At 72.8% G+C, this 11,406-nt stretch carries 14 protein-coding genes and 1 pseudogene; 3 read left to right on the forward strand and 12 right to left on the reverse strand.

What is annotated here, in order from left to right; translation table 11 throughout:
* The first annotated feature begins 92 nt into the window (after positions 1-92).
* Together ACFQGL_RS29740 and ACFQGL_RS29745 are read left to right on the forward strand one after the other, a co-directional pair.
* Entirely contained in the window at positions 93-1,130 is a 1,038-nt protein-coding gene (locus tag ACFQGL_RS29740; RefSeq protein ID WP_377515943.1) for a tyrosine recombinase XerC, read from the forward strand.
* A 154-nt stretch (positions 1,131-1,284) separates the two neighbouring features.
* Entirely contained in the window at positions 1,285-2,466 is a 1,182-nt protein-coding gene (locus tag ACFQGL_RS29745; RefSeq protein ID WP_377515944.1) for an aminotransferase class V-fold PLP-dependent enzyme, read from the forward strand.
* 9 nt (positions 2,467-2,475) lie between these two features.
* Here the strand turns inward: ACFQGL_RS29745 and ACFQGL_RS29750 are convergent.
* Positions 2,476-3,066 (reverse strand): annotated as a pseudogene (locus tag ACFQGL_RS29750) (murein hydrolase activator EnvC family protein); the annotation flags it as partial.
* Positions 3,067-3,329: 263 nt separating this feature from the next.
* On the opposite strand from ACFQGL_RS29750, the gene ACFQGL_RS29755 reads away from it, so the two are divergent.
* The gene (locus ACFQGL_RS29755; protein ID WP_377515945.1) at positions 3,330-4,508 is read left to right on the forward strand and encodes a sulfite oxidase; all 1,179 of its coding nucleotides are present in this window, start codon (positions 3,330-3,332) and stop codon (positions 4,506-4,508) included.
* 57 nt (positions 4,509-4,565) lie between these two features.
* Here the strand turns inward: ACFQGL_RS29755 and ACFQGL_RS29760 are convergent, their stop codons facing one another.
* From ACFQGL_RS29760 to ACFQGL_RS29810, 11 genes are all read right to left on the reverse strand, one after another.
* On the reverse strand, positions 4,566-4,889 hold the full coding sequence (locus ACFQGL_RS29760) for a DUF2469 domain-containing protein (RefSeq protein WP_007075222.1): 324 nt from the start codon (positions 4,887-4,889) through the stop codon (positions 4,566-4,568).
* Positions 4,886-5,698: a ribonuclease HII gene (locus tag ACFQGL_RS29765; protein ID WP_377515946.1), complete on the reverse strand. Its 813-nt coding sequence runs from the start codon at positions 5,696-5,698 to the stop codon at positions 4,886-4,888. The genes ACFQGL_RS29760 and ACFQGL_RS29765 overlap by 4 nt, the downstream gene beginning before the upstream one ends.
* Positions 5,692-6,180, reverse strand: a complete 489-nt coding sequence (locus tag ACFQGL_RS29770) for an NUDIX hydrolase (RefSeq protein WP_377515947.1) — start codon at positions 6,178-6,180, stop codon at positions 5,692-5,694. The genes ACFQGL_RS29765 and ACFQGL_RS29770 overlap by 7 nt, the downstream gene beginning before the upstream one ends.
* Before the next feature lie 48 nt (positions 6,181-6,228).
* Positions 6,229-6,864 carry a signal peptidase I gene (gene lepB / locus ACFQGL_RS29775; protein ID WP_377515948.1) on the reverse strand — a complete coding sequence of 212 codons (636 nt, stop codon included), beginning with the start codon at positions 6,862-6,864 and terminating at the stop codon, positions 6,229-6,231.
* A 10-nt stretch (positions 6,865-6,874) separates the two neighbouring features.
* The gene (gene lepB, locus ACFQGL_RS29780) at positions 6,875-7,744 is read right to left on the reverse strand and encodes a signal peptidase I (RefSeq protein ID WP_377515949.1); all 870 of its coding nucleotides are present in this window, start codon (positions 7,742-7,744) and stop codon (positions 6,875-6,877) included.
* Positions 7,745-7,925: 181 nt separating this feature from the next.
* Positions 7,926-8,282 (reverse strand): 50S ribosomal protein L19, encoded by a 357-nt coding sequence (gene rplS / locus ACFQGL_RS29785; protein WP_030335223.1) that lies wholly within the window; start codon positions 8,280-8,282, stop codon positions 7,926-7,928.
* A gap of 143 nt (positions 8,283-8,425) precedes the next feature.
* Positions 8,426-9,199: a tRNA (guanosine(37)-N1)-methyltransferase TrmD gene (gene trmD, locus ACFQGL_RS29790; protein ID WP_377515950.1), complete on the reverse strand. Its 774-nt coding sequence runs from the start codon at positions 9,197-9,199 to the stop codon at positions 8,426-8,428.
* 19 nt (positions 9,200-9,218) lie between these two features.
* Positions 9,219-9,773 carry a ribosome maturation factor RimM gene (gene rimM / locus ACFQGL_RS29795; protein ID WP_377515951.1) on the reverse strand — a complete coding sequence of 185 codons (555 nt, stop codon included), beginning with the start codon at positions 9,771-9,773 and terminating at the stop codon, positions 9,219-9,221.
* On the reverse strand, positions 9,773-10,033 hold the full coding sequence (locus tag ACFQGL_RS29800; protein WP_172862164.1) for an RNA-binding protein: 261 nt from the start codon (positions 10,031-10,033) through the stop codon (positions 9,773-9,775). The genes rimM and ACFQGL_RS29800 overlap by 1 nt, the downstream gene beginning before the upstream one ends.
* Positions 10,008-10,484 (reverse strand): 30S ribosomal protein S16, encoded by a 477-nt coding sequence (gene rpsP, locus ACFQGL_RS29805; RefSeq protein ID WP_377515953.1) that lies wholly within the window; start codon positions 10,482-10,484, stop codon positions 10,008-10,010. Before rpsP ends, ACFQGL_RS29800 begins: the two co-directional genes overlap by 26 nt.
* Before the next feature lie 240 nt (positions 10,485-10,724).
* Entirely contained in the window at positions 10,725-11,372 is a 648-nt protein-coding gene (locus ACFQGL_RS29810; RefSeq protein WP_377515954.1) for a ribonuclease FAU-1 family protein, read from the reverse strand.
* Positions 11,373-11,406 lie beyond the last annotated feature (34 nt).

The following is an 11,406-nucleotide window of genomic DNA, read 5'->3' on the forward strand; positions in this document are numbered from 1 at the left end:
ACGGCTGCCCGTAGGCTGAATCCGTCTCCGGCCGGACGGAAACGCGCCTGACAACGATCTCCGGTCGGTGGATCGACGACGGCGAGGTGTGCATGAGCGGGACCGACCGCGACACCCGACGCACCCACGCTGCACTGCCCGCCGCGATGCGTGAATCGGTGGACGACTTCGCCGCGTATCTGTCCGACGTCCGGAACCGCTCCGCACACACCATCCGGGCGTACGTCGCCGACCTGGTCTCGCTGCTGGACCACGCGAGCCGAATGGGTTGCACGGCTCCGGCGGACCTGGATCTGACCGTGCTGCGCAGTTGGCTGGCGAGGCTACGGACTGCCGGGGCGGCACGAACGTCACTGGCCCGGCGGGCGGCTTCGGCGCGTACGTTCAGCAGTTGGGCGCACCGGTCGGGGCTCCTGGCGACCGACGTGGCTGCCCCGCTGGCCAGTCCGCGGGCGCACCGCGAGCTACCCACCGTGCTCCGCGCCGATCAGGCCGCCGCACTCGTCGAGGCCCCGGGCCGCACCGCCGACGTCGACCGGGTCGCGCTGCCCGTGCAGGACGAGCCCAACGGGGGTGACCGGGCAGGCAGCGCCACGAGCACCGGGACGCCGGATCCGGGCGCCGAGGCGGTGCCGCTGCGCGACCGGGTGCTGCTGGAGTTGCTCTATGCCACCGGCGTACGGATCAGCGAAGCGTGCGGACTGGACGTCGGCGACGTCGACCATGGCCGCCGGGTGATCCGGGTGTTCGGCAAGGGCGGGCGCGAGCGCTCGGTGCCGTACGGGGTGCCCGCCCAGCGGGCACTGGACGCGTGGCTACGCCGAGGTCGGCCGGCGTTGGCCGGTGCCCGCTCGGGCCACGCGCTGCTGCTCGGCGCCCGAGGTGGACGGCTCAACCCGACCACCGCGCGTCAGATCATCGGCGGGTACGCCAAAGCCGTCGGCCTGCCCCGGACCAGCCCGCACGGGCTGCGCCACTCGGCCGCCACCCACCTGCTGGAGGGCGGTGCGGATCTGCGCGCGGTGCAGGAGTTGCTCGGCCACTCGTCGCTGGCGAGCACACAGATCTACACGCACGTCTCGGTGGAGCGGCTACGCGCCGCCTACCGTCAGGCCCACCCACGAGCCTGACCCCGCCAGGCCACCCGCGCGCCTTGACACGGCCGGGCCCATCGGAGCGGCGGACACCGGCAGGCGGCCCCCGCACCGAGCGATCAGCCAGGGCGGGCCGCAGCCCGGGCGGAGACCGTCCGGCGGGTGATCAACCAGCGGTTACGATCACCACGTGAGCGTCCCGCAGCCCCCCGAGCCGATCCCGGGCGCCCGCCTGCTCTTCTCCCTCGACCCGGCGGTCAGCCACCTCAACCACGGCTCGTTCGGCGCGGTGCCGATCGGCGTGCAGCGAGCCCAGCAGCGGCTGCGCGACGAGATGGAGGCCAACCCGCTGCGCTTCTTCACCCAGGGGCTGGTCGACCGGATCGCGCACAGCCGCCGGCACCTTGCCGGATTCCTGGGTGCCGACCCGGACGGCAGCGCCCTGGTCGGTAACACCACCACCGGCGTCGCCGTGGTGCTCCAGTCGCTGGGCCTGCGCCCGGGCGACGAGGTGCTCAGCACCGACCACGGGTACGGGGCGGTGAGCCTGGCCATCCAGCGGGAGTGCCGCCGCACCGGTGCGGTCAGCCGGGTCCTGCCGGTGCCGCTGGCCGCCACCGACGAGCAGGTGGTGCAGATCGTCAGTGCCGGCCTGCGCCCTGGGCGGACCCGACTGCTCGTCGTCGATCAGCTCACCTCGGCCACCGCCAAGCTCCTCCCGGTCGCCGCCATCGTCGGGGTGGCCCACGAACACGACGTGCCGGTCCTGGTGGACGCCGCGCACGCCCCGGGCATGCTGCCGACCCCGGTGGACAGCATCGGCGCCGACTTCTGGGCGGGCAACCTGCACAAGTGGGGGTACGCCCCACGCGGCACCGCCCTGCTGGCCGTGGCCGCACCGTGGCGCGACCGGATCGAGCCGCTGGTGGTGTCGTGGGAACAGGACACCGGTTACCCGGCCCGGATCGAATGGCAGGCCACCCTCGACTACACCCCCTGGCTGGCCGCCCCGGCCGGCCTGTTCACGCTGCGCAGTCTCGGCGTCGACCGGGTCCGGGAGCACAACGCGGCGCTCGCCGCGTACGGCCAGCGGGTGGTGGGGGACGGTCTCGGGGTGCCCCCCGCTCAGCTGCCCGACCCCGGCGGGCCGGGGGTGGCCCTGCGCCTCATTCCACTGCCGGCCGGCATCGCCACCACCATCGACGCGGCGCGGGCGCTGCAGACGCAGATCGGTGCGCGGCTCGCCGCCGAAGTGGCGGTGATGAGTTGGAACGGCCAGGGCTGGCTGCGGCTCACCGGTCAGGTCTACAACACCGCCGCGGAGTACGAACGGCTGGCCGTGCGGCTGCCGGCCCTGCTCGCCCAGCGCTGAGCGGCCGGCTGGCAGCAGGCGGACCGGCCCGAGGCCGAGCAGGGCCAGCGGGTCGAGGTAGTCCGCGCCCCGGCGCAGGCCCCAGTGCAGGCAGGCCACGGCCGGGCAACCCGGATGCCCGGGTAGCAGCTCGCCCAGCGGCGCACCGGCGGCGACCGGCTGGCCGGGACGTACCGCGGGTCGCACCGGCTCGTGGGTGGTCCGCAGCCCGTCGGCGTGCCCCACGGTGACCACCGGCCGGCCGGCGACCAGGCCCGCGAAGAGCACGGTGCCCGGCCCGGCGCTGCGGATGACCGCACCGACGGGGGCGGCCAGGTCCACCCCGCGGTGGCCGGCCAACCACGGCTGGGGTGGCGGGTCGAACCCGCGCACCGGACGGGGTGGCCCGTCGACCGGCCAGCGGAACCGCCCCGGCCCGGCGTCGGCATGGGTGGACGCCACCGCCGCGACCGGCACGGCCGGCCCGGGTGGGTTGCCGGGCGCCGCCGCGACCAGCACTGCCAGGCCGCAGAGCTGCATGGTCAGCGCGAGCGGGAACGCGGCGCAGAGCAGCACCGTGCGGCGGATCGAGCCGGTACGCGAAGTGGTTGGCGGTTCCATGACGGCAGCCTGCGACCGAGCCCGGGCCACCAGCCACCCCGAACGGTCGAGCTGTGGACAACCGGAGGTGCTGTGGACAACCACCCGGAGCTGTCGATGATCTGTTATGTCGAGACCGGTCGCCGGTGCCTGCCCGCCGGGCGACCGCGCAGGCCGCGACCCGGCTCCGGGCCGGGGAGCCGTGTGCACCGGCCGCTCGGACGTCCGGGCAGGGCCTAGGCTGGCGGGTGCGGCACGCCGCCGCCTGGACCGGGGAGGCCCGCATGACCACTGTCGATGACCGGTCGCCGGGGTCGGCGCAGGCCGACCGGGCGCCCCACCCGGGGCCCGTGGGCCCGCCGACGGTGGCCGAGGTGAGCGGTCCGTCCCGGGTCGCCGAGCCCGACGAGGCGGTCAGCACCGAGGAGTTGCAGCTCGCGGCCCGCAACCACGGCATCCCGCTGGAGGCGCTGCGCTACGACGTCACGCCGGCCGGGCTGCACTACCTGCTCATCCACTACGACATCCCGGAGCTGGACCCGACCACCCACGCGCTGACCATCGGCGGCGCGGTGGACCGGCCGCTCACCGTGACCCTGGCCGAGCTGCGCGAGCGCCCCCGGGTCACCCGGCAGGTCACCCTCGAGTGCGCCGGCAACGGCCGGGCCCTGCTGCACCCGCGGCCGGTCAGCCAACCCTGGCTCGTCGAGGCGGTCGGCAACGCCGAGTGGACCGGCACCCCGCTGGCCCCGCTGCTGCGCGAGGCGGGTCTCGGGCCGGACGCGGTCGACGTGGTCTTCACCGGCGCCGATCACGGCGTCGAGCGCGGGATCGAGCAGGACTACCAGCGGGCGCTGCCGGTCGTCGACGCGCTGCGCGACGAGGTGCTCCTGGCGTACGAGATGAACGGCGCTCCCCTGCTGCCACAGCACGGCGCCCCGCTGCGGCTGATCGTGCCGGGCTGGTACGGCATGGCACACGTGAAGTGGGTCCGCTCGATCGACGTCCGCACCGAGCCGTTCGAGGGCTACCAGAACGCGGTGGCCTACCGGCTGCGCCGGGACGCCGACGACCCGGGTGTGCCGGTCACCCGGATCGAGCCCCGTGCGCTGGTCCGTCCGCCCGGCTTCCCCGACTTCATGTCCCGCCGGCGGGTGCTCCGGCCCGGACCGTGCACCGTGGACGGTCGGGCCTGGTCGGGGCACGCACCGGTGGTCTCCGTCGAGGTGACCACCGATGGCGGGGCGAGCTGGGTCCAGGCCGAGCTGGACCCGCCGATCGGCGGGGATTTCGCCTGGCGGCGGTGGCGCCACGAGTGGACCGCGACACCGGGCCGGTACGTGCTCGCTGCGCGGGCGACCGACGCGTCCGGGCGGACCCAGCCGGTCGAGCAGCCGTGGAACCGTGGCGGTTTCGCCAACAACCTGGTGCAGCGGGTCGAGGTCGTGGTGCCGGCCGAGTGATCGGCCGGGCCGCGCCACGGGGGGGGCCGCGGTGCGGCCGGAGACGCGCAGGAGCGGTCAGCCGCCGAAGCCGGAGTCGGCGGGCAGCGAGATGTCGGGCTTCTCCAGCTCCTCGACGTTGACGTCCTTGAAGGTCATTACCCGGACGTTCTTCACGAAGCGGGCAGGACGGTACATGTCCCACACCCAGGCGTCGTGCATCTCGACCTCGAAGTAGACCTCGCCGTCGGAGTTACGCACGTGCAGGTCGACCTGGTTGGCCAGGTAGAACCGGCGCTCCGTCTCCACCACGTAGGAGAACTGGCGGACAATGTCGCGGTACTCCCGGTAGAGCTGCAGCTCCATCTCGGTCTCGTACTTCTCGAGATCTTCCGCGCTCATCGCACTCCGCCTTCCATGGCCACATCTTCCCCCACCGGCGCCGGAGGCCGAGGCTGCTCGCCCAACGCCACGCCGACGGTACCCCCTGACGCCCACGAGCGCTCCATCGGCTCGTCCGGGCCCGGGTGGGACGGTCGCCGCGCGCGCGGCGGCCGGCCGTCGCGGCCAGAGATGGCGGCGACGTTGACGTACGAGAACCGGTGCTCCCGACACGGCCCGTGCTCGCGCAGCGCGGCGGTGTGCTCCGGGGTGATGTAGCCCTTGTGCTCGGCGAACCCGTACGCCGGGAACACCCCGTCCAGCTCCACCATGAGCCGGTCCCGGGTGACCTTGGCGAGCACGCTGGCCGCCGCCACGCAGGCGGCCACCCGGTCGCCCTTCCACACCGCCAGCCCCGGCACGCCCAGGCCGTCCACGCCGAAGCCGTCGGTGAGCACGTACTCCGGGCGGGTGGTGAGCGAGGCGAGCGCCCGGCGCATCGCGGCCAGGTTGCACACGTGCAGCCCTCGGGCGTCGACCTCCTCGGCCGGGATGACCACCACGGCGTACGCCAGCGCGCGGTCCACGACCTCCGCGTACACCCGCTCACGGCTGGCCGGGGTGAGCAGCTTGGAATCGGCCAGCCCGTCGATCTCCCCGCGTCGTCCCTCCGGCAGCACCGCCGCGGCGGCCACCAGCGGGCCGGCGCACGCGCCACGGCCGGCCTCGTCCGCCCCGGCCACCTGCCGGAAGCCGCGCCGCTGCAGCGCCCGTTCCAGCGCGTACAGTCCGGCCTCCCGGCGCACGACGGTCCGCGGCGGGGTCAGCACGACGCCTCGTCCCGCCCGGCTCCGGCCGTCGGACGCAGCAGGTCGGCCAGCAGGTCGGGCAGACCGGTCGGGTAGTACCGCTCACCGCTGGCCGCCAACTCGTCCGGCGCCCACCAGCGGTGACCCGCGATGCTGCCCCGCTCGACGTCGTTGAAGCCCGCGGTGTCGACCTGCCAGGACGGCACCCGCACCAGGAAGAAGTCCTGCTGTTGGCGGTACCACACACCGTCGAAGGGGAACTCGGTCGTCTCGGACCAGACCGGCTCGCCCAGCTCGGCGGGGTCGAGCCGCAACCCGGTCTCCTCGGCCAACTCACGCGCGGCGCCCGCCGCCGGCGACTCCGCCGGGTCCAGGCCGCCGCCCGGGGTGAACCAGTAGCGGTGCCCGGGACGGGCCGGGTCGTAGCCGTCGAACAGCAGGACCCGGCCGGCCGCGTCGACGAGCAGCACGCGAGCCGCGCGTCGAGGGGTGTAGACGGTCACCGCCCCAGCCTGCCAGACCGGCGGAGGATCGCCCACGCCCCCGTCGACCTACGGCTTCGGGATCCCGTCGAACTCGTCCGGCACGGTCAGCCAGGTGGCCCGGTTGACCGGCCAGAAGACGGTGAACGCCCGACCGACGACCTCGTCCTCGGGGATCGTGGCCTCGGTGATGTTCTGCCCGGACTGCTGCCAGTGCTCCAGCGAGTCGCCCGAGGCCGAGCGGTGGTCGCCCATCACCCACAGCCGCCCCTTCGGGACGGTGATGTCGAACTCCTGGTCGGCCGGCTTGTCGCGGACCCCGTCGGCGGAGAAGATGTACGGCTCGTCGAGCGACTTGCCGTTGATCGTCAGCCGGTCCTCCGGGTCGCAGCAGACCACGTGGTCCCCGCCGACGCCGATCACCCGCTTGATGAAGTCCTCGCCGTCGGGGTTGCCACTCCACTCGATTGGCGCCTTGAACACGACCACCTCGCCGCGGTGCGGTGAGCGGAAGTCGTACACCAGTTTGTTGACCAGCACCCGGTCATCGATCTTGAGTGTGTTTTCCATCGAGGGGGAGGGGATGAAGAAGGTCTGCAGCACAAAGGCGCGGACCAACACCGCGACCAGGATCGCCACACCCAGCAGGATCGGCAGTTCCTTCCAGAAGGAGCTGCGCGGCTTGTCGGTCTGCTCGTCAATCACGCCAAGGAGCCTACGTTGCCGGACCGGACGCCACCGTCCGGAACGCGCGGGAACCCCTCAGCGCGGCCACCAGGGGCAGAATCAGCAGCACACCGCCCTGCGGGCTGGGCCGGACCGGGAGCGCCCCCGGCGCGGCCACGACCGGCCCGGGCACGTCCTCGAACGTCGACGGCACCGGCAGTGAACCCCACCGGGAGGACGGCCAGACCACCATGAAGGCCCGGCCGACCACGTTGTCGATCGGCACCGGGCCCTGGCAGCGTGCGTCCTGCGAGACCTCCCGGTGGTCGCCCATCACGAAGATCTGGCCGGGCGGCACGACCACCTCGTCGAAGCGCCGGGAGCGGCACTCTCCGGGATTGGGCGGCAGGTCCAGTGGTGAGTCCCGCAGGACGTACGGCTCGTTGAGCGGCGTGCCGTTGACGGTGACCCGGCCCTGGCTGTCGCAGCACTTGATCCGGTCGCCGGGGACGCCGATCACTCGCTTGATGAAGTCCTTCTCGCCGGGACGGCTCACCCCGACCAGGTCGCCGACCGTCCGGCCGACCTTGCCGGCGAAGCCCGGATCCGGCTGCTCGTCGACCTGCGGCGCCCAGCGGTCGGTGCCGCGGAAGACCACGATCTCGCCGCGTACGGGGTCGCGGACGTCGTAGACGACCTTGTTGACCAGCACCCGGTCGCCGATCAGGAGGGTGTCCTCCATCGATCCGGACGGGATGAAGAACGCCTGGAGCAGGAAGGTGCGGATCAGCACCGCGAGGCAGAACGCGACAACCAGCAGCAGCGGAAGCTCCTGCCAGAGGGGCATCTGCCGGCGGCCACGGCGGACCCGCCGGCGCCACGGATCGACGGCGTTGTCCTCGTCAAGCGTCTGCACCACGCCACTCCCCGGTCCGCAGAAACACAACCGCCCGGGAGCCTCGTCGAGGCCCCACGGGCGGTTGTGGACAGCTGCCCGCCACCTGGGCGGGGATGTCGCCCCGCTGCGCCCGTACGACCAGGGTAGTGCGGTCTGGCCGGTACGACATACGGGCAGCTCGGGCGGCGTGGCGAGCGGGAAGTCAGCTGGGCTGCTTCTCCCGCTTCTCCTTGATCTTAGCCTTCTTGCCGCGCAGCTCACGCAGGTAGTAGAGCTTGGCGCGACGCACGTCACCGCGGGTCACGACCTCGATCCGGTCGATGCCCGGGCCGTTGAGCGGGTAGGTCCGCTCGACGCCGACACCGAAGCTGACCTTGCGGACCGAGAAGGTCTCGCGCAGTCCGTCACCCTGGCGGCGGATGACGACGCCCTGGAAGATCTGGACACGGGACCGGTTGCCCTCGACGACGCGGGCGTGCACCTTGACGGTGTCACCGGCCCGGAAGTCGGGAAGGTCGGTCCGCTTCGACTGGGCGTCAAGGGCGTCCAGGATGTTCATCGCTGCGTCCTCGTGAGGCTCACGGCGCACCGTCACTCGGTGCGCGGGTGGGTGATTCTGATCCCCGGGTGGTGGTCGGCGGGCCGACCCCGGTCGGGGATCCTCGCAGCCGCCCGCGGGCGCGGACGGATGCGGCAACCCCTCTACTTTGCCACATCTACCGGCGGCGACTGAAATCCGGCCCGATCCAGTGCCGCGATGTCCCGTTTGTCGAGCTGATCGGCCGGCAGCGCGTCGAGCAGGTCCGGGCGCCGGGCGGCCGTACGCAGCAGGCCTTCCTCGCGGCGCCAGCGGGCGATCTTGCCATGGTCGCCGGAGCGGAGCACCTCCGGCACGTCGTGCCCGCGCCAGCTCGGCGGCTTGGTGTAGATCGGCGCTTCCAGCAGCCCGTGCGCGTGCGACTCCTCGTCCAGCGAGCCGGCGTTGCCCAGCACCCCGGGCAGCAGCCGGGTGACCGCCTCCAGGATCACCAGCACCGCCACCTCACCGCCGAACAGCACGTAGTCGCCGAGCGAGACCTCGGTGACCGGCATCCGGGTCGCGGCGTGCTCCAGCACCCGCTGGTCGATCCCCTCGTACCGCCCGCAGGCGAAGAGCAGGTGCGGCTCGGCGGCCAGTTCGTACGCCATGGCCTGGGTGAACGGGGCACCGGCCGGCGAGGGCACCAGCAACCGGGGCGGCGGAGCCTCGGCGGGCGTGAGCGCGTCCAGCGCTTCGCCCCACGGCTCCGGGCGCATCACCATCCCCGGCCCGCCGCCGTAGGGGGTGTCGTCCACCGTGCGGTGCACGTCGTGGGTCCAGGTCCGCAAATCGTGTACGCCGAGCTGGAGCACGCCGTTGGCCCGGGCCCGGCCGATCAGTGACAGCTCCAGCGGGGCGAAGTACTCCGGGAAGATCGACACGACGTCGACGCGCATGCGGGGGTGCTCCAGCGGGCTAGAGATCGAGCAGTCCGGCCGGCGGGTCGACGATGACGCGTCCACCGGCCAGGTCGACCTCCGGAACGATCGCCCGGACGAACGGGATCAGCGCGGTACGCCCCTCGGGGCGGCGCAGGACCAGCAGGTCGGACGAGGGTGCGTGGTCGATCCGGGCCACCTCACCCAACTGCTCGCCGGCCGGCGTGACCACGGCCAGGCCGACCAACTGGTGGTCGTGGAACTCCTCCGGGTCCTCCGGTGGCGCCACGTCGGCGCTGTCCACCAGGAGCAGGGTGCCGCGCAGCGCCTCGGCACCGTCGCGGTCCAGGATCCCGTCGAACGCGACCAGCATCCGCCCCTGGTGGAAGCGGGCTTCCTCGATGGTCAGCTCCGCCGGGACCCGGAACGGCACCCCGGGCCCGTCCGCCGAAGGCGGGGGCGTCGCCCCGGGCTCGGTGCGTAGCACCGCACCCGGGGCGAACCGCGCTTCGGGCTCGTCGGTCCGCACTTCCACGGTGACCTCACCGCGGATGCCGTGCGGCTTGCCGATCCTTCCGACGACGAGCTGCATCAGTACGAGTCGACGATGTCGACGCGTACCCCGCGCCCGCCGATGGAGCCGATCACCTGGCGCAGCGCCTTGGCGGTCCGACCGGACCGCCCAATCACAGTGCCGAGGTCCTCGGGGTGCACGCGGACTTCCAGCCGCTTGCCCCGACGGGAATCGACCATCCGCACCCGGACGTCATCCGGGTGGTCGACGATGCCCTTGACCAGGTGCTCCAACGCCGGACGCAGAGGCATGTCAGGCCTGCTCACCGGCGTCGGCAGCGGCAGCCGGGGCAGCCTCGGCCGGAGCCTCGGTCTTCGGCGCCTCGGCCGGAGCCTCGGCGGCCTTGGCGGCCTTCTTGGCGGGCTTGGCCGGGGTCTCCGGGGCCAGCCCGGCGGCGGCCTTCGCCTCAGCCTCGTACGCCGCCTTGCGGTCGGCCCGCTCGGGGGCGACCTTCAGCGGCGGCGGGGCCGGCAGGCCCTTGTACTTCTGCCAGTCACCGGTCAGCTCCAGCAGCCGCTGAACCGCCTCGCTCGGCTGAGCGCCGACGGACAGCCAGTACTGAACCCGCTCCGACTTGACCTCGATGACCGAAGGGTCCTCCTTCGGCTGGTACACCCCGACGAACTCGATCGCCCGGCCGTCACGCTTGGTGCGCGAGTCGGCGATGACGATGCGGTACTGCGGGTTGCGGATCTTGCCCATCCGCAGGAGCCGGATCTTTACGGCCACAGTTGTTTCGCTCCTGTTGCGATCTCACCGGCCCGTACGGGCGGTGTGCATGGGTGAGCGCCGACCGGCACAGTGGGGTTGGGCCGGAGACTACTCGGTGGACTGGCAACGCGCCCGGGTTAGAGGGCGCCGAACGCGCGCCGGATACCAGCGACCCATTCTGCCAGATCCGGCGCCGATCCCTCACACCGGACCCGGACGCCACGCCCCCGTCACCCCGAGCGGTGACCGGGAACACACTCAGCGCACCGGCGGGCGGTCCCATCCCGGCGGAAGTTCGTCGGGTACGCCCCACTCCGGCGGCGGCGCGAAGTCGCACCAGGTGCCGTCGAACGGGAACTCCCCCGCCTCCGCGAGCGCGATGACCCGCTCACCCTCGGCCCGGACCGCCTTCTCGTCGGTCACCCAGTAGTCGTCCGGAAAGGCGAGGCGCTCGACGAACTCGTCCTCGTCCTTCCACTGCCAGCTACGGTCCGGGCGCACCACCACGTCGAGGTCCTGGTCCACCACGTCGACCCCGGCCACCGGGCCGTCGTCCCAGCGGACACCGGGCTCCTCCAGGTTGACGTACCAGTGGACGAACCGGTCCTGCGCGTCCCGGAACCACCAGACCGAGTGCGCAGCACCGGTGGGCAGGAACTTCAGCAGCGGCGGCCCGTTCCAGCGCCCGTGCGCCAGCCGGTACGCCGACGAGATCCACTGGGCGAACGGCATCGCCCGCATGCCCAGCCCAGCCTCGGTCACCTCATGGGCCACCGGCGAGTCCCGAGCCATCCAGACCAACAAACCCCGCTCGTCATCACGAACCACCCGACCCGGCCGAACCCACCCAATCCGCCCACGCCGAACATTCCTGTGCAAGATCACCCGACCAGGCTGAAAAAACACCCCACCCCTCCCCTCCCCAACCCCGAGCCCCCAC

Origin of the sequence: Micromonospora vulcania, assembly GCF_042658605.1 — a bacterium.
In the GTDB taxonomy this organism is placed as follows: domain Bacteria; phylum Actinomycetota; class Actinomycetes; order Mycobacteriales; family Micromonosporaceae; genus Micromonospora; species Micromonospora vulcania.

Excerpts from the sequence above, each read along its gene's own strand:
- ACFQGL_RS29740 (WP_377515943.1), top strand. The coding sequence starts at position 93 with ATGAGCGGGACCGACCGCGACACCCGACGCACCCACGCTGCACTGCCC.
- ACFQGL_RS29755 (WP_377515945.1), top strand. The coding sequence starts at position 3,330 with ATGACCACTGTCGATGACCGGTCGCCGGGGTCGGCGCAGGCCGACCGG.
- ACFQGL_RS29760 (WP_007075222.1), bottom strand. The coding sequence starts at position 4,889 with ATGAGCGCGGAAGATCTCGAGAAGTACGAGACCGAGATGGAGCTGCAG.
- rplS (WP_030335223.1), bottom strand. The coding sequence starts at position 8,282 with ATGAACATCCTGGACGCCCTTGACGCCCAGTCGAAGCGGACCGACCTT.
- trmD (WP_377515950.1), bottom strand. The coding sequence starts at position 9,199 with ATGCGCGTCGACGTCGTGTCGATCTTCCCGGAGTACTTCGCCCCGCTG.
- rimM (WP_377515951.1), bottom strand. The coding sequence starts at position 9,773 with ATGCAGCTCGTCGTCGGAAGGATCGGCAAGCCGCACGGCATCCGCGGT.